This is a genomic window from Hujiaoplasma nucleasis (assembly GCF_013745115.1).
GTDB classification, from domain to species: Bacteria; Bacillota_I; Bacilli_A; order Izemoplasmatales; family Hujiaoplasmataceae; genus Hujiaoplasma; species Hujiaoplasma nucleasis.
The window spans coordinates 1,499,506-1,522,269 of record NZ_CP051151.1 but is presented as its reverse complement, the minus strand read 5'-3'; the positions used below and the strand labels follow the sequence as shown (position 1 = coordinate 1,522,269).

General features: G+C 28.8%; 21 protein-coding genes. 4 read left to right on the top strand and 17 right to left on the bottom strand.

The genetic code is table 11. The annotated features are described in order from the left end of the window. Positions 1 to 2: 2 nt before the first annotated feature. From HF295_RS07360 to HF295_RS07330, 7 genes are all read right to left on the bottom strand, one after another. Positions 3 to 836, bottom strand: a complete 834-nt coding sequence (locus tag HF295_RS07360) for a hypothetical protein (RefSeq protein WP_312031524.1) — start codon at positions 834 to 836, stop codon at positions 3 to 5. Between the two features lie 73 nt (positions 837 to 909). Beyond that, positions 910 to 2,535: a DEAD/DEAH box helicase gene (locus HF295_RS07355; protein ID WP_312031523.1), complete on the bottom strand. Its 1,626-nt coding sequence runs from the start codon at positions 2,533 to 2,535 to the stop codon at positions 910 to 912. Positions 2,536 to 2,660: 125 nt separating this feature from the next. Then, positions 2,661 to 3,056, bottom strand: a complete 396-nt coding sequence (locus HF295_RS07350) for a hypothetical protein (protein WP_312031522.1) — start codon at positions 3,054 to 3,056, stop codon at positions 2,661 to 2,663. 23 nt (positions 3,057 to 3,079) lie between these two features. Then, a complete protein-coding gene (locus HF295_RS07345; protein ID WP_312031521.1) occupies positions 3,080 to 3,535 on the bottom strand; it encodes a DUF1801 domain-containing protein in 456 nt (151 codons plus the stop codon). 3 nt (positions 3,536 to 3,538) lie between these two features. Further along, positions 3,539 to 5,668 (bottom strand): hypothetical protein, encoded by a 2,130-nt coding sequence (locus tag HF295_RS07340; RefSeq protein WP_312031520.1) that lies wholly within the window; start codon positions 5,666 to 5,668, stop codon positions 3,539 to 3,541. A 100-nt stretch (positions 5,669 to 5,768) separates the two neighbouring features. After that, a complete protein-coding gene (locus HF295_RS07335) occupies positions 5,769 to 6,158 on the bottom strand; it encodes a hypothetical protein (protein ID WP_312031519.1) in 390 nt (129 codons plus the stop codon). An 86-nt stretch (positions 6,159 to 6,244) separates the two neighbouring features. Next, the gene (locus HF295_RS07330) at positions 6,245 to 8,089 is read right to left on the bottom strand and encodes a CASTOR/POLLUX-related putative ion channel (RefSeq protein ID WP_312031518.1); all 1,845 of its coding nucleotides are present in this window, start codon (positions 8,087 to 8,089) and stop codon (positions 6,245 to 6,247) included. 199 nt (positions 8,090 to 8,288) lie between these two features. On the opposite strand from HF295_RS07330, the gene HF295_RS07325 reads away from it, so the two are divergent. Both HF295_RS07325 and HF295_RS07320 read left to right on the top strand, forming a co-directional pair. After that, the gene (locus HF295_RS07325; RefSeq protein WP_312031517.1) at positions 8,289 to 9,878 is read left to right on the top strand and encodes an RCC1 domain-containing protein; all 1,590 of its coding nucleotides are present in this window, start codon (positions 8,289 to 8,291) and stop codon (positions 9,876 to 9,878) included. A 406-nt stretch (positions 9,879 to 10,284) separates the two neighbouring features. Continuing rightward, complete coding sequence (locus HF295_RS07320) at positions 10,285 to 10,794, top strand: type 1 glutamine amidotransferase domain-containing protein (RefSeq protein ID WP_312031516.1); 510 nt, start codon at positions 10,285 to 10,287, stop codon at positions 10,792 to 10,794. Positions 10,795 to 10,845: 51 nt separating this feature from the next. On the opposite strand, the gene HF295_RS07315 is transcribed toward HF295_RS07320, so the two are convergent. From HF295_RS07315 to HF295_RS07275, 9 genes are all read right to left on the bottom strand, one after another. Further along, a complete protein-coding gene (locus tag HF295_RS07315) occupies positions 10,846 to 11,769 on the bottom strand; it encodes a pseudouridine-5'-phosphate glycosidase (RefSeq protein WP_312031515.1) in 924 nt (307 codons plus the stop codon). Beyond that, on the bottom strand, positions 11,756 to 12,859 hold the full coding sequence (locus HF295_RS07310; protein WP_312031514.1) for a carbohydrate kinase family protein: 1,104 nt from the start codon (positions 12,857 to 12,859) through the stop codon (positions 11,756 to 11,758). The genes HF295_RS07315 and HF295_RS07310 overlap by 14 nt, the downstream gene beginning before the upstream one ends. A 142-nt stretch (positions 12,860 to 13,001) precedes the next feature. After that, complete coding sequence (locus HF295_RS07305; RefSeq protein ID WP_312031513.1) at positions 13,002 to 13,784, bottom strand: leucine-rich repeat protein; 783 nt, start codon at positions 13,782 to 13,784, stop codon at positions 13,002 to 13,004. A gap of 21 nt (positions 13,785 to 13,805) precedes the next feature. After that, positions 13,806 to 16,049, bottom strand: a complete 2,244-nt coding sequence (locus tag HF295_RS07300; RefSeq protein ID WP_312031512.1) for an RCC1 domain-containing protein — start codon at positions 16,047 to 16,049, stop codon at positions 13,806 to 13,808. 181 nt (positions 16,050 to 16,230) lie between these two features. Then, positions 16,231 to 17,169 (bottom strand): leucine-rich repeat domain-containing protein, encoded by a 939-nt coding sequence (locus HF295_RS07295; protein WP_312031511.1) that lies wholly within the window; start codon positions 17,167 to 17,169, stop codon positions 16,231 to 16,233. Positions 17,170 to 17,219: 50 nt separating this feature from the next. After that, complete coding sequence (locus tag HF295_RS07290; RefSeq protein ID WP_312031510.1) at positions 17,220 to 18,170, bottom strand: SDR family NAD(P)-dependent oxidoreductase; 951 nt, start codon at positions 18,168 to 18,170, stop codon at positions 17,220 to 17,222. 18 nt (positions 18,171 to 18,188) lie between these two features. After that, a complete protein-coding gene (locus HF295_RS07285; RefSeq protein ID WP_312031509.1) occupies positions 18,189 to 18,716 on the bottom strand; it encodes a P-loop NTPase family protein in 528 nt (175 codons plus the stop codon). A gap of 61 nt (positions 18,717 to 18,777) precedes the next feature. After that, positions 18,778 to 19,236, bottom strand: coding sequence for a GNAT family N-acetyltransferase (locus HF295_RS07280; RefSeq protein WP_312031508.1), 459 nt, complete (start codon positions 19,234 to 19,236; stop codon positions 18,778 to 18,780). Beyond that, on the bottom strand, positions 19,237 to 19,593 hold the full coding sequence (locus tag HF295_RS07275; RefSeq protein ID WP_312031507.1) for a hypothetical protein: 357 nt from the start codon (positions 19,591 to 19,593) through the stop codon (positions 19,237 to 19,239). Positions 19,594 to 19,723: 130 nt separating this feature from the next. Between HF295_RS07275 and HF295_RS07270 the strand changes: the two genes are divergently transcribed. Both HF295_RS07270 and HF295_RS07265 read left to right on the top strand, forming a co-directional pair. Further along, the gene (locus HF295_RS07270) at positions 19,724 to 20,182 is read left to right on the top strand and encodes a DUF3159 domain-containing protein (RefSeq protein WP_312031506.1); all 459 of its coding nucleotides are present in this window, start codon (positions 19,724 to 19,726) and stop codon (positions 20,180 to 20,182) included. Positions 20,183 to 20,202: 20 nt separating this feature from the next. Further along, positions 20,203 to 20,394: a hypothetical protein gene (locus HF295_RS07265; protein ID WP_312031505.1), complete on the top strand. Its 192-nt coding sequence runs from the start codon at positions 20,203 to 20,205 to the stop codon at positions 20,392 to 20,394. A 480-nt stretch (positions 20,395 to 20,874) separates the two neighbouring features. On the opposite strand, the gene HF295_RS07260 is transcribed toward HF295_RS07265, so the two are convergent. Further along, positions 20,875 to 22,728, bottom strand: coding sequence for an InlB B-repeat-containing protein (locus tag HF295_RS07260; RefSeq protein WP_312031504.1), 1,854 nt, complete (start codon positions 22,726 to 22,728; stop codon positions 20,875 to 20,877). Between the last annotated feature and the right edge of the window lie 36 nt (positions 22,729 to 22,764).

Genomic DNA, 22,764 nt, shown 5'->3' with positions numbered 1-22,764 from the left:
CTTTAATAAGCTATTTTTTCACTAATTTCATCTGTCAGTTTAATTAATGATAAAATCATATCATAATATTTTTTATAGACTGAATCATTGATTTCTTTTTCGATAGAAATCTTCATAAAATTAGATAAAGCCACATGGATTTGATCTTTAGCACCAGCAATATCAACTTTACCATATTGATTCTCTAAAGACTCAAATAATAACAAATAAGTTTCTTTAATAGGTTTACCTTGTGTGTAAAACTTTAACTTATCTTCTCTTTCTTCTTTGATTAATTTGATTTCTTTATGTCTTGGTTTTCCTTTTCTTCTAATCTGAAAGATATCTTGATTAAGTGTATCAAAAACCATATATAAACCCTTAAAATAGACAACCCTTGAGTTATTGGATTGGGTAAATATTTCTGTAAAAAACAATTGAACTTGACTATGATGATCTGTATTCATAGTCAATTTAAATTTAGTTGACTTACTGGCACTTCTTGGATATAAACCACTTAAATTAAATATTTCTTTTTCTTTGATGAAGGGCTCATATTCAAGAAATCTTTGTTCATTCATATTCACATCTTTTATAATTTCATTTATGACGATATTATACATAGGTTTATCAGTTAATATTAAGAATGATAAGGCTATATTTAATAATCCGGTTCCAATAAGTCCTAAGGAAATATAAAAAAGTGTTTTATAAACTTGTCTAGGTTCTTCTAATATAAAATACAGCATGATTAAAGCAAAGACAATTATTGGTATCATAATATAAGTCACTACCTTGATAATTTTCTTTCTTCTTATCAGTAAAAAATCTTGATACATTGCATTTATCCTGTTCATACTTATTCACCTACCAAAAAGATTATAGCATAGATTAGAAAAAAAACGTTACCTTTTCGGTAACGTTCATTGATTAGTATCTTCTTTTTGTAGGCTTAGCCATTTGTACTGAAGTATTGATACCACTTAAGTTTATGTTCGCTAATGCAGACATAACCATGTCATGGTGTCTTGAAGGAACATTAAAGAAAGATGCTTGTTTACTTACTGATACATCATTGATATCAAAGTTACTTAACTTGGTTTTCTTTATGATAAAGTTAACCAATTGTTTAGGTGTTAATCCAGATTCACTACCAACATTTAAATGGTATCTTTGACTATCTCCCTTAACTCTTGGATTACTTGATCTTGATGAAGTTCTTGATTGAGATCTAGAATTACCTTTAGAAGTAAAGTCTTCGTTGATATCACCTTCTACTTTTTCAGTGACTTGATTTTTATCAATCTTATGTAATAAGGCTGAAATAATCTCAACAGGTTCTTTTGATTCTAATAATAAAGTCGCTGTATCTAAATATGGACTTAAATTAATATGTTCAATGATTTGTTCAATATCATAAATTTGATGTTCTTGTTTAATTTTTAGTACTGTATCAGGTGTCGGTATTTTTCTTTTCTTAATCTTCGTTTTAGTGAAATTTTGAATTATATCAATTCTTGACATTTCACGTTTAGAAACCAAGGTGAATGAATAACCCTTATTACCAATACGACCAGTTCGACCAATACGATGAACATAATATTCTGCTTTTTCAGGCACATCATAGTTAATAACAACTTCAACGTTTTTAATATCCAAGCCCCTAGCAGCAACATCAGTGGCTACTAAGATATCTAGTTCTCCATTATGAAATGAATCTAAGACTTGAAGTCGGTTGGTTTGTTTTAAATCCCCATGGATTTTATTAACATTATAACCTTTTTTTGATAATTCTCTAGTAACATCATCTACTTTACGTTTGGTATTACAAAAAACTAAGGTTAAATTTGGGTTGTATACATGTAATAATCTTGTGATACCTTCAATTTTATGTTTGTCTTGAATTAAATAATAATATTGAGTAATATCTTCATTAGGTTCTTCACCAGTCACAACTGAAACTAGTTCTGGATTGTTCATGTATTTCTTCGTAATATCGATGATTCTTTTAGGCATTGTCGCAGAGAACATAACCGTTTGTCTTTCTGGATTCGTTTGTTCTAAAATGGTTTCAATGTCTTCAATAAATCCCATTTTTAACATTTCATCTGCTTCATCTAAGACAAGATAAGAAATATCATGTAATTTAATGAGTTTTCTTTTCATTAAATCAATAATTCTTCCTGGTGTTCCAATAATCACTTGTGGCTTATATTTTAAACTTTTGATTTGAATGGTAATGGCTTCACCACCATAAATCGCTACAGTTTTTAACTTCGGTAAGTATTGCCCCATAGAATCTATTTCTGATTTTACTTGTACAGCAAGTTCTCTTGTTGGACAAATAATAATTGATTGAATGTTTTGGTTTTCATAATCAATACGATCTAATAATGGTAATGCAAAAGCAGCTGTTTTACCAGTTCCTGTTTGCGAATGACCAATAATATCTTTTCCTTCTTCAATCAATGGCATGGCTTTGGCTTGAATTTCAGTAAATTCTTCAAAGCCCATTTGTGTTAATGCTTGTTCAATTAATTTGTTTTTATAGTTCATTTATTTCTCCCTTTTTTCTAAAGACTATTAAGTGTAACATAAATATAGAAAAACGCAATCATTTTCTCTTGATTACAGTAAAAAAACAAGCGTTTTCTTATAAAAGATTAAATTATATAGTTATCTTATTTATTTTCTATATAGTCTTTAAAAATTTTCATGGCTGTTAAAGTCTTATTTTCAAAGGCAGAAATAGGTATATCATTATCTTCATCAAAAATAAATTCTGATTCCATGGTCCATTCAGTCACACCATTGATTTCTTTAAATAGATTAACACACTTATTCCAAGCACCAGGCACTTGATAAATTGCTGTAAATATATTTGGTGATTTTATTTTTTCTATAGTTTCTGTCATGATCATTTCTTGATTATTAAATTCAAATATTAATTTAGAGACTGTTTCTTCCTTATGGATGGGTCCATCATGTTCGATTCTTTTTAAAGATTCTTGCCAAAAAGGCATTTGTTGGTAGTCAATATAAGTATTAAATACTTCTTTAATATTTTTATTAATCATGATTCTACTTGTATATTTCATATTTACCTTATTCTACTTTCTTCATAAATTTTAATATATTCTTCTACAGATATTTTTTTAGCCAATTCCTTGATTAGATCAAAAGGAATTTTATTTATATTTTTAAAGCGAATACAAGATTTACCCATATCCAATTTATTTATATTTAAATCTTGATAAGCTTTTGTAAACCAATATAATAAGTCTTTTTTCATATATAAGGCTAAATGATATATAGCTATATGATTTTTTTGAGAGGCGAGGCTTATAAAGGGCAAGGGAGTATTTGAATCAACATGGTAGCCATTTGGGTATATATGAAAGGGGACCACATAAGTAATCATATTATATTGAAAGGACTCAGAAAAACCTTGCGGTAGACTCTCTGAAAAAATATTTCTTAATTTAATCATAACTTCTTTTCTATCTTGAGGAATAGAATCTAAATATTCATCAATAGAATTAGCTTTATAATTCATGAGTTACTCCTTATCCAAATATTCTTCGAAAGCTTCTTGTAATATATAATATGATTCTTTTAATCTTGTATGGTAAAGAGGATATTCCCAAGCATCCCAAGTCGTTGAAACCAGAGATACTTCTTGATTAATTTCACTATTTACTATTGTAGCTCCAATATAGATTTGATCAATTTTTTCAGAAACAAACCAATCATTCTCATAAAAATCAGCCAATCTCATCTTTGTCGATGGATCTGATATATTCAGTAATAACCAAGGTATTTTAATTTCAATACTATGATTATCCATATAATAATCAGCTAAAGAATTATAATCAGCAGAATTTGGATTGGCATTTCCGTGAGTCAATCTACCTGTGTTATGCTTTAAAAAATCAATTTGAGTATTCTCTTCAGGTAAAAACAATGAAGCTGATAAAGCTTGATAGATAGAGTTAAAAACCCCTGTGTTTTTTTCCCTATATTCTGGATTCTTTTCAAGCATATTTAATTCTTCATGATACAAGTAATAAAACGGATCATAATAAGCATCCACAAATATTTCAGCTTGATTTTGACCATTAATTAAAATATAAAAATCAATCGGTTTAGAAAAGGAAATATCTGTACCTTTTATAAAATTATTACCTTGATTAGGACTTGTCATCATAGGTATCAACAAAGTATTCGTCAATAAATCTTCTTTTGAGTCAATCATTATATACATATATCTAGCATCAAATGCGGTATACAATTCTAATGTATTATCGCTATAAATAGGAATTTCACCTTGCCAATCACTTAAATCGCCATCGACATATCTAATTCTTTCATTTTCACCAGGTTCAAAAGCCAATAATCCAAAATGTTGTTCATTGGTTTGGACATTTGACCAGTAAGGTCTACGGTGTGCTAAATCAAAATCCATGGAATTCCAAGTTCTTTTAAACCACTCATCCTGCCAAGTAAAGACTAAAGCTCCTGCATAATCGCTTAAATAGATATCTTCTAACATCATAACATTCATAAGACCTTGACTTTCTTCACTTAAATACCCTTGATTAAATCCTCTGTTTACATCTTCATGAGTCTTTCCTCTAGATGCAGGCACACCAAACTCAGCCACGATCACCGGCATATCCAAATGTGATAATAAATCCTTTAAATAAGCTTGATAAGTATTCACTTGACCCCTGTGATCTATATAATCACGATAGTCAAGACTATAATTAATAAATTCAGGATAATAAGGATATATATGAAAAGATGCAAAGAATCCCGATATGAATTCATCGCTTCCTTTTATATGATTCATATTAACAGATACAGAATCTTCTTTTAGATCAGGTTCATTTGGATGTGTTAAATGATCAGTGGTTGGCCAATTAACAAAGCTTAAAGGTCTCATAAATTGATAATTATCAACTTCATATTCGATGAGTTGATCTCCAACTTCTGCAAGAAAAATTTCAAATGGCGACGCATCCACTGTTGAATAAAGATACTTACCTCTATATGCTTCTAAACCACTATTCTCCTGATTTGTGTTTATTACAAAATTAGGATCCCATTCTATACCGAGAATCCAACCGATAACATATTGAGATATATTAGTTTTATATTCTCCTGAAGCAAAACCAGGTTTTTCTTCTAAAAACTTATTACCATGAAGTATATCAATTAAATCTTTACCATCTTGTATAAAATTATTTAATATATATCCATTATCCGCATAAGGATCATTAATTTGCCTAATATCATCTTCGTTTACCCATAGGCCATGCATTAAATATAAGGGTTGATCTACACTTTGATTAAACTCATATAAAGCCTCGTAGAAATGAGGCATTTGCGTAGTATATACTCTTATGACTTTAGCATTCATATCATGGATCATATGAAACCATTCTAAATACATTGATTTTGGTATGGCCATTTGCCCAGGAAAGGCTCCTGGAAGTGCCGCTCCCATATTAACACCTGTTAAAAAAACATTTTCAAATTTACCGTTATTGTAAATTTGATAATCCTTATTTTGTGTTCGAGCAACCATCGATATATTATTTTCTGTATAAACATTATCCTCTTCATGATTCACACAAGCAAATAAGATAAGTAATATACCCAATATTAACAGGATTACTTTCTTCATATCATCACCAAACCTTAGTCTTTAACCTAATTATAATAGATTATCTCCAAATATCATAATAAAAAGAAAAAATCTCCTAATCATAGAAGATTTATCTTTTTTATTCAGCCATTACTTTAATTTCATATAAGCCCTTGACTTCTTTTAAAAAGAAATCTATGGCGCTTTGTAAATTATTTTTATGATATGGGTAAACTTTTTCTTGGTTTAATCGAATAAACTGATTGATATTTTCCCAATGAGTATATCCGACATTCTTTAAGTCTTTATGTTTGTTGCTTAAAATAAAATATACAAATTCTCTTCCCTTATACCTGTGGTTCTTTCTTTTTCTGCGGCCATACTTTTCTAATAAAATTTTTAAATCCTTAGCCGCACCCATGTAATCCTCATGTTCAAACTTACTTTTAACAGAGTCTACTGATATTAAATCTAGATTATCTTTAATATCTTTTTTAAATAGATTTTTTATCTTGTCAATTATAGCCATAAAACGTATCCTTTCTTAGCAATTATCTTAGTCATATAATAATACTTTTATCTATAATTTTCAATACTTATTAGAAACAAATTTGATTAATCCTCAGAGATAACAATTAACATATCTCCAGGAGTAAATTGAATTGGTTGATTCTTATTTGGATTCAAGATAACTATAGGCAAATGATTTTCATTTTTAAGTTTATAACCGATTGCAATTTCATTTTTTAAAGATGCTGATAAAGATAATGTATAAAAATCACTTGCTTGATCAATTTGAATATAGTTTTCGATTGCTTTTAAATATATTTCAGAACCTTCTGAAGACATCAAATCATCGAAAATTGCTGTTAAATGTCTATTTTCAGATATTTGCGCTAACATTTTATTAGCGATTAACTCACTCACAATAAAATCATCAACCTTAGCTAAATCAACGATTTCTGTATTTCTTACATCTGTAATTTCTGTAATAATATCTAAATTATTACCTCGCTTTTCTTCAATATCTCTAAGATGAAGAAGTGTCAATAGTGTTTGAGAATCTTGGTCATTAAAATCTACATTATCATTAGCGAATATCATGACATATTTACAAGTCGGTTTTATAAAATCATCTAAGACTTTTCTAGAATAAGTTTGTCCAAGGACTATTTCAATTTCAATTTTACTAAAATCACCTTCTAATTTCTCTAAAATATTGACATGGTCTTTTGAATTCACTAAAATTCTTATCTTTGATCCTTTATCTAAATAATTATTTAATTCTTGGATGATATCATGAATTTTTTGATTATAACCAATAATAGAAATATATTCTCTTCTTAGACTTGATGCATGATCTGCTTGTACAATTACTGATTGATTTACTTGGATAAGACCGTCATTTAAGATAGCTTTATCTTCATCTTCTACGATCAGTATCAATTGGTCATCTTTATTAATGATTGTATCCATATTAGGTCTAACCATAGTCACATTATTTCTAACAATACCTATTAAGATTGCGTTATCAAACCTTAAAATAGCATCTTTGAATAGTACTCCATGTAAATCATTGGTTTGATAGAAATAGATTTCATCTCCTTCGAATTCTAACAACTCATTATAGACAGAAGACAAACCTGCTTGTAGGCATGTTTGCGTCATAATTCTTGTAATGGCTGATTTTAAGTAGATGACTTCTAACTTATCTTTACCTATGCTTTTAGCAACATCTATATTTTTTTCATCATACATTAAAGCAGATATATGTCCATGACCTTTGATGAAGAATTCAGTATTACTTATCACCAATAAGGATTTAATAGTATTCATATCATTTTCTAGAATAATAACTGATTTTGCATCTTTGATATTACACATATCAAGATCTTCCTTTTTATAGATAGATCCAGATCGACAAATCAACTTAGAATTAAAAGTGTTAATAATATTATCTTTAATATCTTGATTCATTTGAAATGAATCCTTATCAGATAATATGACAATGACAGCTTTTCTTTGTGATTTATTGGCTTCAATAAGTTCTTTTAAAACAACATAAATATTGTTATCCCAGCCTAATATGAGGGTATGATTACTTTCTATAACCTTAGAACGACCCTTACTTAGAGATTCAAGTTTATTTTGAAAACCATTTAAAATAAAGGAAATAAATAAAGAAGTAATAAAGATTCCTACTATGGTTGCTAAAGTCATCATTATCATATAGAAAGGCTTACCACTTTCACCACTCAGATTCCCTGGATCTAGGGTTTGCATAAAACTTGTCCAGATCATTGTTGAAAAGCGACTATCTGGAAAAACTAGATAAAGTAAAAGACCTATGCCTAGAACAATTAAAAACAAGATAAGGAAAAGAGATAAAACCAAGGATACAGTACCCTTTGATAGAAATTGATCAAAATGATAAGATAGTTTTTCTTTGAATTTTTTCATATAAACTCCCTATTAAAAATAATATATTTCTTATTTTTTACTATACACTTGTAAGGGACTTTCAGTCAATATTACTTTAAATTTTTATTTTTTATGCTTGTTATTTTTATTAAACAAGTATCAATTTTGTAAAAAATCCTAAACTTGCTTTAAGAAAAACATATATAATGTTAAACTGTTTACAAAAATAGGAGGTTGCATGAAAAAGAAAATAATACTTATAATTTTATTAACTTTACTGTCTTATTTAAGTTTGGCTTGTACAAATCAAAGTTCAGATAATACAAAGACTCCAACACAAGAAACAACGACAGAGGAAATTACATCTGAAGAACAGGAGACAACACAAGAACAGGAAATCACAAGTCAAGAAATACTATATGAAGTTAAATATTATATCTTTCCTGAAACTTATGATGAATCACATAATAATTTTTTAGAAATTGATGACGCTATTATTGATGTGAAAGCTGGAATGGGTCATAGTTTAGCCTTAACATCTCAAGGAAAAGTATTTGCATGGGGACAAAACACCTATGGACAATTAGGAAATTCTACATTTGATCAAAAAATACTACCCTTAGACATCAGTCAATACTTTGAACTAGTGGATAATGAAACTATCATTCAAATTTCTGCCGGCGCTATCCATTCTGCGGCCCTATCATCAAACCATCGTCTATTTACCTGGGGTAACAATGATCATCACCAACTTGGAGATGGAACATTTGGACCTTCATCTGGAGAAAGCACCCCTAAAGATATTACAGATGAATTCTCACTTGAATCAGGAGAGTATATCGAATCAATTGCAATGGGTACTTTTCATTCTTCTGCTTTAACATCTGAGGGAAGATTATTCTTATGGGGTAATAATGAATTGGGACAAATTGGAAATAACTCCACAAGCAATCAAGCATTGCCTTTAGATGTGACAGAATATTTAAATTTGAATGCCAATGAATCCATTATTCAAGTTGAACTCGCTAATACAAATACAGCTGTATTGACGAATCAAAATAGGCTACTCATTTGGGGAGATAACTATTATGGTCAACTAGGTAATGGAAATAACAATAATTCATCCCTACCTATAGATATCAGTGCTTCTTTTAATCTTCAAACAGACGAGGTCATTCAATCAATATCATTAGGTGTTGTTCATGCTGGTGCATTAACAAACAAGGGCAATCTCTATATGTGGGGTTATAATGGTGAAGGTTTATTAGGGAATGAATCTGGAGATAATTCTAATATTCCTCTTAAAATTAATGACTTTATTTCCTTAGATGAAAATGAAAGCATTCAAAAGATTGAATTAGGTGGTAATCATTCTTCTCTTATAACATCAAATCATCAAGTCTACACTTGGGGCCAAAACACATATGGTGAACTTGGAAATAATACAAGTGAATCCCAAAACAAACCAATAAATATCAATGCTTATATTTCATTAGATGAAGACGACTCAATCAATATGATTCACTTAGGTATACAAAATTCTTATATAATAACAGAAAAAGGGAGTATATATGCTTTTGGAAAAAACACAGATGGTGAATTAGGTAACAATAACAGCAAAAACCAAATGACACCAATCATGGTGAACTTAAATAAAATAGAATTATTCCACACTCATATGTTTATAGAAAACAGTAATCTTGAATTTAATTTTGATGAAAACCTATCTTTAAGTCCTTGGTATCTTGACCTTGAACTATCAAATCAAGTCAATCAAGATTATATTGTCACTGAAAATTTAAATCTTTATGCTTATCTTATAGATTAAAAACGATAAAATACTTTCAATTTTGAAAGTATTTTTCTTTATATAATGAATTATTTGTCCACAAAAATAAATAAAAGGGAATCCTAATTAAAAATCTTATCTAACAAAAAACATTTCACCTAATAAGTTTTTACTTAAATACTATAAAAACAATGACAATAAAAGGTTAATTCATTTTAAATCTAAATCATCCATCAATTAATTAATTCTCAATGAGATAGGACTAATTAATAGCGATTACTTCCACTTTCTTTGTTTCATAATATAGAAACCTACATTTTAGAAACTAATCAAAATAATCCATTTTGGTCATTATACGATATAAGAGATAACGACTAGACAATGAAATTTTTGCAAATTAAAATAATTTATTTTATAATAAAGTATAAAGAAGGAGGGAATCAAGATGAAAAAAATAGCTTTGTTAATAGAAAACCAATATGAAGCAAAAGAAGTCTTGTATCCTTATTATCGGATGCAAGAAGAAGGTTTTGAAGTTGATTTGATTGGTACCTTGGCTAAAACTACTTATACCAGTAAAACTGGAGTTCCGCTTGAAAGCGATTATGCAAGTCAAGATATTTTAGCTGATGATTATGATGCAGTCATCATCCCAGGTGGTTTCTCACCTGATTATATGAGACGTAATCAAGCTACTGTCCACTTTATTAAATCAATGAACAAACAAAACAAACCAATCGCAGCCATCTGTCATGGTCCTTGGTTAATGATAACTGCTTGTAACTTAAAAGGAAGAAAATTAACAGGATTCCATACCTTACAAAGAGATATAGAAAACTCAGGTGCGATTTATGTCAATGAAGATGTATGTGTTGATAAGAACTTTATTACTTCAAGAGCTCCAAAAGATTTACCTGTTTTTGCTAAAACATTAATTGATGTACTAAATAAATAAGACATAAAAAAATCATATCGAGAAGATATGATTTTTTTTATTTATATTATATTATTTTAAATTAAAATATTCTTTAGCAATCTTCGCACCAACTAATGCATTGTTATAAACTAAGGCTAAATTAGCAGCTAATGATTTGCCTTGTGTTTTTTCAACAATAGTTTTTAATAAGTAAGGTGTTACATCTTTTCCTTGGATTCCATCTTTTACTGATTGTTCTACGGCCTTATCAATAATTGAATTCATGTATGAATCATCTAATGAATCTTCTACTGGTATTGGATTGGCAACTAATAAACCACCTTTTAAATTTAATTGATCTTTTGTATAGACTATTTCAGCCAATTCTTTAGCTGAATCTACATAATGTCTTAATTGAATATCTGATTCTCTTGTATAGAAAGCAGGCAATACTTTCGTTTGATAGCCAACAACACTAACACCTTTTGTTTCTAAATATTCCATAGTTCTTGGTAAATCAAGAATGGCTTTAGCGCCAGCACAAATAACTGTTACATTGGTTTGTGATAATTCTTCTAAGTCAGCTGATACATCCAAAGAAGTTTCATAACCTCTATGAACACCACCAATACCACCTGTTACAAAGAATTTAATTTCAGCCATTTCAGCGCATATCATGGTTGTTGCAACTGTAGTAGCTCCTAATACTTTATTAGAAACAGCCACAGCTAAGTCTCTTCTTGATACTTTCATAACATCTTTAGCTTTGGCTAAGGTTTCTAAATCTTCATCTGTTAAACCAATTTTAATTTTCCCATCCATAATAGCAATAGTCGCGGGTACTCCACCTTCTTTTCTAATGATATCTTCAACTTTCTTCGCCATTTTAACATTGTCAGGATAAGGCATACCATGAGAGATAATGGTTGATTCTAAAGCTACCACAGGTAAATTATTCTTTAGCGCTTCTTTGACTTCTTCTTTAATATCTAAAAACATTTTATAATTCTTCATTTCTTTTAATCTCCTTTTTGATTAATTTTATTGATAAATTTGGATTCACAGAATATTCAGATTGAATGGTTAAAGCCGCGTTTGTAATAGCATACTGAATTGCTGTTTTAAAATCATCTTCGTGAATTAAAGCATGTAACAAGGCAGCACTAAAAGCATCTCCTGCCCCAGTAACATCTTTAATCAACTCTTCTTTTATATGTAAAGGTTTTTGGAAAGATACTTGTTTATTATCACCATATACAAAAGCATCTTTACCCTTAGTAATCACTACTTTCTTTATACCCTTATCTAACCATGCATGGATAAGTTCTTTTAAATCATCACTACTTGTTTTAAAATAAGCCTGACTTTCATCTAAGTTACATATTAAGACTTCTACACCATTCAAATCCTCTGGCACATTTTTCATCTTTGGGCCAGACACGCCAATAATGGCTAATTTCTTCTCTTCAGTTCTTGTAAATTCAATCAAAGCTTCTAAAGCATCTTTAGTAATATTTGTATCAGTTATAATCCAATCTGATAAATTCAAGTGTCTTTTATGATTTAAAATCCAAGTCCTATCCATATGAGCATTAATAGACATATCCGCAAAGCCAATATCCATATCACCCTTAGGATTGATAATCGAATAATATCCACCAGTCTTTTCACGACTGATTTTATCGATCGCAAATACTTCCATCATATTCCTCATAGCAGCCAATAAGTTTTCACCCGCTGAATCATCCCCGATCACAGACATTAAAGATACTTTATGGTTTAATCTTGCTAGATTTTCCCCAATATTTCTTACCACACCCCCATAAGAAATATCTGACTTCACAGGATTAGATGTTTTTAAAATCAACTTATCTTCTAATCTAAAGGTGTAATCTAGATTAGCTCCGCCTACACAAGTAATATATTCTTCTGTCCTAAGTAAATATGGTTTACCTAAGATATAACCTTTTCCTTGCAAACCTGAAAGTAAGTTAGCAACAGCTGACCTAGATAAAGATAACTGATCAGCTATATATTGTTGATTGACAAAAGGATCTTTCTTTAATATATCTAATATTTTTTGTTCATTGTCATTTAATTTCAATATATCACCAACTTTTGTTTTTATTTAAACATTTGTTTATAATTTAATTATATACCTAAATAAATAAAAAGTAAAGAAAAAAGATTCTTCAAAAGTAAGAATCTTTTTTCTCAATATCTTTTCCTTTACTAACTTAATTTTCTTAATAATTAAAAACTATCTCAGCTTCCATCAATTCCTCGTTATATCCGGAAAATTTGATGGCTTGCCAGTCTTCTTTACTGCCTTCATAGAATACTCTTTTCAAATTAATACAATCAACAAATGCTTGCATTAATACTTTCTTTATACTTAATGGTATATATATTTCTTCTAATATTTCATTATTCTTGAAAGCATATTCTCCTATGGAATCAAAACCTGATGGAATCTTCACTGATGATTTTTGATCATCATCCGGCATAAATACTTTACCGTGAATAGGACTTACAAAAGTTTTGTTTTCTTTTTCACTTTGAATAATATTGTCTTCTTTAGTTTTCTCAATTTCATCTTCAGCTTCTAAATCCTTCTCAGCTTCAATACTATTTTTAATTTCATTTGAACTTGGTAAATCATCCGATTCAGCAACTATGGGTGTATCTACCTCTATGTTCTCTACATGATCATTATTTACTATACCTTCTCTTTGTTCATTACTTGATTCATTACCATTAAGCATATCTAAAATTTTTTCTTGAATTATAATTTGTTTATCTGAATTTATTCTTATTTGTTGGATATTGTAAAGCAAATTTAAACTCAACATTTGAATTAAATGGAGTATAGCTATGACTAATATAATTAGTAAAAAGTATGCAATATCTAACTCCCGCATAATCAAAGCAATAAAACTGAGCACTAATATCAGTCCATTAATTAAAATACCAACTACTCTAACTATTTCCAACCATAAAGAATTTTTCGGATCAAAAATATTATCCATATCGTCTCCTTTAACAATTAATTATACTATTTCAAAAATGATTTGAATTGATGATGAGCGACCATCAGAGTCTGTTACCATCAAATTAATTTCAATAACCTTTCCTTTTTCATATCTACTAATTAATGAACGAATGAAGTTGTTATAAATATAATTACCATCTTCATCAGTCATATACTGACCATAGTATGGCTCGTCTTCTTCATCAACAAGGCCATCAAAATTCGCATCATCTCCAGGCAACCATACTTCATAGAATGACGTTGCCATAACTTGATTGCTTAATTCTCCATCCTCGTAATCATAAACAAAAAGCCCATAATCGTCAAATAAAGAATTTAAAAATTCATCAACAAGCAGTTCATCGCCTTGAACATGTTCATAAACAATTAATTGATTATCATAATATTCCTCTGGATTCCAATCTTTCATTACATAATCCGGATCTACATTATGCTTCATCACTTCTCTAGTCACAAAATTATCTCTGTCATGCCTGTAATAATCAGCGTCTATTTCTTTTAATTCATACAATTCGCCATCTACCAACCTATAATAATCAGGCGAAAACATGATCTCTCTAATTTTTTCATATTCGCTTAGTCTTACTATACCGTATAAATTTTTCGGATAATCATGTCCACCAAACTTGTTATAAAGAAAAGGATCTGTATACCAACCATCAAAAACACCAGGTGTAGGAACATAATTATAATCTGTAAACACTTCACTATGGTACGCTTCATAGTAATTGTAGGTTTTAGCAATGTTTTTAATGTTATAAAAATAATTTTCTAAATGATAATTTTGATTATCGGTCACCAACAAAATGGTAGAATTATGACCATTTACAATAAAGTCCACAGCCACTTCGTCTTCATACAATGATTCATTAATGACCATAGGCTCCAAAATGCGCTGACCGGCACCAATTTGAAAGTAATTGAATCCCCAATTGATTATATTGCCAAAATTAGTATTGGCTAGTATCGAATAACTTACATATGAAATAGACTCAATAACTTCACCGTCCTCTAAATTTAACTCGCTACTTATATTGGTAATCTCATGTATTTCAGCAGGATCGTTTTCATTCTCAGTTTCGCCAACACCTAAAAGACCATCTAGATTACTACCCCACGCAAAAACATCTCCATCTTCAATTGAAACAAAGAAAGTATAAAAAATCCTACCAGTTTCTGGAGAGACGACCGGAGCGCCCGAAAAGATTCTTTCAACCTTATCTTCGTTTGATATAAAAGAAGTAATATCAATCGGATTATTATCAAAATTGGACATGTTTATTTGGTCACCTGGTACAGCTGCTCCCCATACAATAAGTCTGCCATTAGAAGTCAAAACTAATAAGTATGAAATTCCAGAAATCTCCATTTGAATTTTTAAATCTATGATTCTTTCATCATCTTCTAAGTTAAATAAGCCTGTAATATCTTTTATTTTATCTTCATATCCAGAGTTAAATATCTGTCCTTTTCTCCCACTTATCCCTCGAGAATATATTTTTCCGTGATTAGATAAGTAAATTGATATGAATTGTCCCGTATAAATATCAATGATTTTTTCTCCACTAGACAAACTTACTAATGGTTCTGCTTCAATAAATTGATTCTCTTCATTAGAAAAATCTTTGTATAGATATCTTATATACCTATAAAATATACGTCCACTTGACGTCAATACTTCAGCAACATAGTCTAAATTTCCTGGATATCTAACTACATTGATTTGACTTATCCCTTCTTCAGCAGACAAATTAAAATGATGACTTATATCTATGACTTCTAATTCATCTAGATTTTGATTATATATTTGATTGGTTAAATCTAATCTAAGATTTACCTGGATTGGTAAATCATTTTTTAGAGAAACCTTTGGATTCACCAATAAAACTTGTCTATGATTAACAACAACAATGATATATTCTCTTAAAAATGTTACTTTTGTAATGACATCATCATCACCAATTATCTTACGAGTCACATCCAAAGGATATTGATATTGGATCACCTCTCCGTCAGAGAGTTCTTCATAATTATCATATCCCAAGAATAATCTTCCTTGACTGGTAAAAAAAGCAATATATGAATAACCCTCTTCATATGATATAATCTCTTCTCCCTCAGCCAACATTATGGTTTCTTTTTCGTTAAGAACATAATAAGTAACACTAGTATCTTCTTTATCTGTACAAGCGATTAAAAGAGAAAAAAGAAATAATACAATTACAACTAATATTTTCTTCATATTTTTACTAAAGATTTACAATTATATGATTATTGAAAATCTATCTCCTTTCTGTATTTCATATTTTTCTAAAAATAATACCTTACACTTTGTTTCATTATATTACGCAATATAATCTATAACAACCCGTCTTCATAAATTCATCAAAAAAAGTCATTAATTAAATGACTTTTAATTATATTTATTGAATACCAGAATCTTCATCCATATCTTTCATATTCATAAACTTTTTATAATTCCTAATCTTTTCTTTCTTATGATATCTAACCTTGGGTTTCACTTCATTTTTACTATGTTTTGATTTATATTTATCTTCTAAAACCAATCTTCCTTCGATAGAATCCATAATTTCTTTTTGTTGGTAATTACTTTGAACATTTAAATATGGGTCATATTTATTCTGTTCATTGATTCTTTTATATTCAATAAATGAAATTTCTTTATTATCAATAATCGCATATTTATGATTATGCTTAACCCTAGGAAGTTTTCTAGCTATTCTTGAAGCTTCTTTTCTATTTTTAGCAACAATCCCAAATGTAATAGGCATATAATATTTTCTTGATACATGTCCACATTTGCAAGTAACTGCAAAATATCTTTGACCCGTTTCTTTTCTTTGAAGACTTTCTAAAGTATCAGTATCATTTTCTTTAAATAAAGATATTTTCGCATCACAATTAATAAATTTACCATAATCTTTATAGATAATAATTTCTTGTTTTGATGTCCATCCTTCAAAAGCATCTTGAACTATAGATACTATTTTCTTAGGAATAGTTAAAACATCAATACTTGTACAGTTTTTAAAAGCTTTTGAATTTATATAATCAAGACTATTAGGTATAGAGATATATTTTAAGTTATAACAGTTTTCAAAACAAGATTCAGGGATGGTCATTAACTCAGTTTTATAAGGGAAATAAACTTTTTCTAAATGAATACAATCCTTAAAGGACTCTTGATCTATGATTGATAATTTCTCATTAAAAGAAATATTGATTAATTTCTTATTAGATTGAAAGGCTTGATTTTTAAGTTCTATCGTATTTTTAGGTAAAGTAACACTTCTTTGATTTTTATTAGGATTAATTTGATAAGTTTTATAAGAATCTGACATAGTTACCTCCTGTAAATATCATAAATATATATGAGAAAATATTCAATGCCTTAAAGGAAATCAGGTAAATCTTTTTTTAAAATCTCTTGACTTATTTGAATAAGTTTTTCATCAACTAACCTTAATTTCTTTGCATACTTAACTTCTTTAGGATAACCTGAGATATGAAACAAACCTCTAGGTACAACAATCTTATCTTCACTAATATTTTTATCCAGTAATAATTTTATTATACCTAATGAGGCTTTATCAGATGAAGGAACAAAAAAACCTAAAGCTTTCATTGCTAATGAAGAAAACCATTGAGGATATGAAGATTCTTTAGAAGAAACAATATTGGTAGCCACAACACCAGGATGCATAAGTAAAGCTTTTACATGTGGAGGAAAATATAATTCTTCTTGTTTGTGTCTTGATAATTGGTATGCTAAAGCGCCCAATAAAGTTTTAGATTGGGCATATTCTTTAATTGAAGAAGAAGGATTGTTCTTTAGTATATGTTCTATTTGATTTCTTCTAACTTTAGACCAAGATAAAGAACCAACAAAGATAATCCTTCTATCAATCATTTGTTCAAAGAAATGATCTTCATGCAATTTCTTAAGCAAATAAAATACACCAACATAATTAGTCCCTATGGTTAAAGGATAACCATCTTTAGTTAACATAGCTTTCTTAGGGTGAAATAAACCCGCATTCAATACAAGCCCTGAAAAATCATTATATTCGCTTTTAACTTGATGAACAAAATGATCAATTGAATTGAAATCAGCTTGATCATAAGTTAATATATCTATTTGAGCTTTTGGATATATTTTTAATAAGTCATTCTTCGCATGATTTGCTTTTTCAAGATTACGACAAGCCATAATCACTTTCCCGCCTAATGAGATGAGGTGTTTAGAAGTAGAATAACCTAATCCAGAATTAGCTCCTGTAACAATATAGGTTTTACCTTCTACTCTTTCAAATTTATTAATATATTCTCTAATTTTATTCATAAAATATCCATCACTTGATTAAGACTTTTCTTTAAAGTCATATATATTAATTGATTCTAAATATTTATTAACTTGTTTTCTTTTTTTGAATTCTAAGACTTTTTGAGGAAATAGTTCTTTTAAATTCTGATAATATAATCTTCTGTTTTTTGTTCTACTTTTAAATAAAATCCATATTATAAATTCTAAATCTAATTTCTCATTATTACCTTCAGTCATTGACCTTCTTGTTTTATTCCTATATTTAATCCTTCTAATAAGGGCACCATACAAACACTTAAAACGATTAAAGTTAAAGATAAAGATTTGATCCGCAAGTTCAAATCTTTCTTTTAATATTTTTGAATAATTTCCATCAATAATCCATTGGTCTTTTTTGATAACTTCTTCTAACATCTGATTTCTTAAATGTGTATCTCTTTCAACCCAACCTGGCTCAAAATGGTATTTATCCATATAAGTTGCTACTATATGATATTTTTCACTAAGTTTTGTCGCAAAACTTGATTTACCAGATCCACTATAACCGATAATACTTATTTTCATGATAAACCTCTTTCATGATATTTATTATAATTGAAAAAAAGAGAAACATAAATAGTTTCTCTTAATAAAGTGATTTAATATAAATTTGACAAGGGTTATGCTTATCCCAATGATTAGGAAAAACCTCGAGTTCATAAAAGCCTAAAGATTTATAAAAGGCATTGGTTAAATCATAGTCATCATAATGTCCTTGTTCAACCGTTTTTACTTGGATGAATCGATAACCTTTATCTTTTGCAAATGTTTCAAAGAATCGAAATAGGTCTTTACCTATTCCCTTCCTATGATGCGCTTTTAAAACCCCCATACAATATATGTCGCATGCATAGATTGAAGTTTCTTTTAAAACAATAAAACCTAATGCTTGATTTTCTTTATAATATGCGAAAAATGGCAAATCTTTACTTTTTTCTATGTAATCTTTGGTATGCTCAGGCATACCAAACCAATCAGGTAAATCTTTTAATATTTGACTTGCTATTTCTGCTTTATCTTGTTTATTTATTACTTCTTTAATCATTTAATCTCCTTTAATCAATTGTTTATACTCTATATCCCAAGACTCTATATGTCCATCAATAAAAGATGAATAAAATGTAATATGTATATGAGTTAATACTACACCAATGAAAACTCCTATCATACCAAGGATTAATAAAATTAAGTCATTTACTTCTCTCTCGCGGATATAATCAACCAATAAACCGATACTTACAAATAAAAGCATGTAAGTCATTAAAGGATATAACCATGAATTAATATACTTTATTAACTTATATCTTCTTATATACTTCTTCAAAAATACTGTTTTTGAGTATTTACTTTTCGCCTCGTGTATATCTTCAAAGAATTTATTTTTTATAAAATCTTTAATCATTAATTTCGCCTCGCTATCCATAGTTTATAATAAATATGATGATAAAACAATGCTAAGAAAAAATAAAAATGTGCATTAAATATATGAAACTATAAAATAAAGTATAATATTTGATAAGGGGGTGACCATTATGAAACAACTACTAAAAGATGTCTTTTCAGAATTAAAACTGGTTTTATCTGGAAAATCATTAGATATTTTATTACCACCAATTATATTTCTATTACTTAATAATTTACGGTCATTAACCGCAGCTATTATCGGCTCTTTAGTATTAGGAATTCTATTCCTTATAAGAAGACTCATTCATCACGATAATGTCTTATACGCTCTTGGAGGTATTATAGGGATTATATTCGCTAATATAAGTATCTATATTAATCAAAATGCCTCTAATTTCTTTTTACCCGATTTAATATCAACTTTTTCCTTAATTTTAATAACCATTATTTCTTTAATTATAAAAAAACCTTTAGCCATATGGGTATCTCATATCACTAGAGGCTGGGATCTTGAATGGTTTTATAGAAAAGATATTCTACCCGCTTATAAAGAAGTTACCATCTTTTGGTTAATGTTTTTATCTTAAGATTTTCCATAGAATTATACTTGTATTTTAATTCTACATTAGATGAATTAGTCATCTTTAATGTGATACTTGGTTTCCCTGTTTTAATAGGTGTTTTAACTATTTCTTATATCTATGGTATCACTCGACTTAAAAAGTTAAAAGGTCCTGGTATTGATGAATTTAGAAATCAAACTCCACCACCGTGGAAAGGCCAAAGAAAAGGCTTTTAATATAAATAATCAAATGATGCATGACATGTAAGTTTAATTCTTTGCTTTGCTTATTTCCATCTTGAAATTAGAAAAGAACTGATTAAATAAAAGTAAATAAATATAAAAACTCTAAAGTCAATATGATTAAAAATATCATATAAAACTTTAGAGTTTTTTTTAATTAGATCATACTCAGTTCATATTGAATTTATTAAAATAGATAAATAAATGATTTTACAAACCCTACTAATATCATCGATGTAGATGAGTCACAATTATTTCATATGTTTTATACCAATCAATAACATACAACTAAATCAAATGGTATAAGGCTATCTTTAGGAAAGTAGATAATAGGAAAAACAGATGGAGATTATATCAGCAACAATAGACAATCAAATGTATCAATGAGTCATTGAGTTACCAATTTAACCATTATTAACATAAACCACCAAAAAAATTGGTGGTTTATTTTGATTAAATTGCAAACGAACAAAATCATTGAATATCGTGAATATAAACTTCTCCAATAAAGGATACAATAATCTCAGATGTGATTTCTTCCTTTTGAAGTATAAAAGGATCAATTAATGTAGTGTAATCATTTATTATCCTGTTATATATTATTGAAGAAATATTTAAGTCAAAATTCAGCCCTACATTCATACTATTGATGTCTGAAACGAGTGTTGATAAATTTTCTTGTTGAACGAATATCATCGGAACTAAAACAGCTGTTTTAATTATATCTTCACCATCCAAATAAAAGAAATATTGAGTTCTTAATTCTATATCATATCTTCTTGATGAAGTTTTTAAACTTAAACCTCCAACCATTTTTGATTCAAACACTTCATTATCCCCGTTAACATAAACTAAATAAGGATTATTATTTTCTAATGGTGCCTCTTCAAATTTAATCGTATTAATACCAGATGTATCATTCAAATTAAACCATAAAGTATTAAATGTAATCATGCTTAATGATTCCTGTATTTCATAACCTAATAATCTTCCAGTGTTCACATCATACAATTCAACTATTGTCCCTGACCAACCTATCATAGAAGAAGATTTGTTACCAACAACTGAGAGATATTCTTCATCTATAAAGAACTGAACTGAACTACCTAAAGAATAAACTCCTTCTATTTCAAGATATTCAAATATTCTTCCCTCAATATTATCTTCTTCATCTCTAAATATTTCAAAATACGCTCTTCTTATTCCGGCGTACTTAATTGCAAATTGGTAACTATCTTTAGTTGAAATATATTTAAGAGCATTTGCATCACCAATTTGAATTCTTCCTTCTTTAATTCCATTAATAATATCGTGAGATAAGGCTATTTGTATTGTTTGTTCGCCTAACATAGGTAAATTTGTTGTAAAATCTAATATATAATAAATGATACCTTCTCTATATGAAATAGTAACATTATATATACTTTCATTAAAAGAGTAATTAGCTGTATCTTCTGGATTACTATCAAGGTAATTATTGAATGCTAAAACTGAAGTGCTGGCTAATAAATCGACGGTAGTTAAAACATTAAAAAACATTTGTGACTGTTCCAAATTTGTAGAAACCATACCCCATTGTTCTCCAAATCCGCCATAGAGAACACTTGTTGTGTCTACAAAACTAGAATAATCAACTGTAGTTTCTGTATAGGAAACCAAATTCAAGTCTTTTAATAAAGAATCTGGAATAAATTGAGTTGGGTTTGCTCCATAACTAGATAATAAACCGCTCAAATAATCTCCATAAGGTACAGACTCATTCCATGCAGCGAATAAAGTTACATCTCCAAGCACTTCGAGTGGCCATTCAACTTTTGTCGTTAAAGACTCATTAGAATACCAACCTATGAAACGATAACCTTCTTTTGTTGGATTTTGTGGTTCTTCTAAAAGTGATCCATATCCAACATCAAACCCTTCAACCAAAGACCCACCATTAGAATTAAAAGCAACACTGTATTCTCTTGTTGATTCACTAAATTGAGCTACATAAGTTTGATTAGCTACTACAGCATTAATGGTAGGAGCCCAACCAGTAAATGTATAATAAAATTCATTAGTTGAAGATTTTGTAGGTGTTAAGCCATCATAAACTGGCATAGCACCTTGATTAACATTTAAATCTACTTCAACTTCAACACCATTCACTTCCCAAGTAATTGTATATGTGTTCACTTCAGTTGTTGTTTCTTTTTGACTTGTTTGCTCCTCTATATTGGTAAGTTCACTAGTTGCACTGATATCCGTTGAAGTCACAGACTCATTGGAACACCCAATAATAAAAAAACTAAAAACTATAATCGAAAAAACTTTAATACTTCTTTTCATTCAAAAACCTCCTTAAATAAAATCTAAATCTAATAT

What these genes read in the sequence shown, in the direction of transcription:
- HF295_RS07360 (WP_312031524.1), bottom strand. Translation starts at nt 836, where the DNA reads ATGAACAGGATAAATGCAATGTATCAAGATTTTTTACTGATAAGAAGA.
- HF295_RS07355 (WP_312031523.1), bottom strand. Translation starts at nt 2,535, where the DNA reads ATGAACTATAAAAACAAATTAATTGAACAAGCATTAACACAAATGGGC.
- HF295_RS07350 (WP_312031522.1), bottom strand. Translation starts at nt 3,056, where the DNA reads ATGATTAATAAAAATATTAAAGAAGTATTTAATACTTATATTGACTAC.
- HF295_RS07345 (WP_312031521.1), bottom strand. Translation starts at nt 3,535, where the DNA reads ATGAATTATAAAGCTAATTCTATTGATGAATATTTAGATTCTATTCCT.
- HF295_RS07340 (WP_312031520.1), bottom strand. Translation starts at nt 5,668, where the DNA reads ATGAAGAAAGTAATCCTGTTAATATTGGGTATATTACTTATCTTATTT.
- HF295_RS07335 (WP_312031519.1), bottom strand. Translation starts at nt 6,158, where the DNA reads ATGGCTATAATTGACAAGATAAAAAATCTATTTAAAAAAGATATTAAA.
- HF295_RS07330 (WP_312031518.1), bottom strand. Translation starts at nt 8,089, where the DNA reads ATGAAAAAATTCAAAGAAAAACTATCTTATCATTTTGATCAATTTCTA.
- HF295_RS07325 (WP_312031517.1), top strand. Translation starts at nt 8,289, where the DNA reads ATGAAAAAGAAAATAATACTTATAATTTTATTAACTTTACTGTCTTAT.
- HF295_RS07320 (WP_312031516.1), top strand. Translation starts at nt 10,285, where the DNA reads ATGAAAAAAATAGCTTTGTTAATAGAAAACCAATATGAAGCAAAAGAA.
- HF295_RS07315 (WP_312031515.1), bottom strand. Translation starts at nt 11,769, where the DNA reads ATGAAGAATTATAAAATGTTTTTAGATATTAAAGAAGAAGTCAAAGAA.
- HF295_RS07305 (WP_312031513.1), bottom strand. Translation starts at nt 13,784, where the DNA reads ATGGATAATATTTTTGATCCGAAAAATTCTTTATGGTTGGAAATAGTT.
- HF295_RS07300 (WP_312031512.1), bottom strand. Translation starts at nt 16,049, where the DNA reads ATGAAGAAAATATTAGTTGTAATTGTATTATTTCTTTTTTCTCTTTTA.
- HF295_RS07295 (WP_312031511.1), bottom strand. Translation starts at nt 17,169, where the DNA reads ATGTCAGATTCTTATAAAACTTATCAAATTAATCCTAATAAAAATCAA.
- HF295_RS07290 (WP_312031510.1), bottom strand. Translation starts at nt 18,170, where the DNA reads ATGAATAAAATTAGAGAATATATTAATAAATTTGAAAGAGTAGAAGGT.
- HF295_RS07285 (WP_312031509.1), bottom strand. Translation starts at nt 18,716, where the DNA reads ATGAAAATAAGTATTATCGGTTATAGTGGATCTGGTAAATCAAGTTTT.
- HF295_RS07280 (WP_312031508.1), bottom strand. Translation starts at nt 19,236, where the DNA reads ATGATTAAAGAAGTAATAAATAAACAAGATAAAGCAGAAATAGCAAGT.
- HF295_RS07275 (WP_312031507.1), bottom strand. Translation starts at nt 19,593, where the DNA reads ATGATTAAAGATTTTATAAAAAATAAATTCTTTGAAGATATACACGAG.
- HF295_RS07270 (WP_312031506.1), top strand. Translation starts at nt 19,724, where the DNA reads ATGAAACAACTACTAAAAGATGTCTTTTCAGAATTAAAACTGGTTTTA.
- HF295_RS07260 (WP_312031504.1), bottom strand. Translation starts at nt 22,728, where the DNA reads ATGAAAAGAAGTATTAAAGTTTTTTCGATTATAGTTTTTAGTTTTTTT.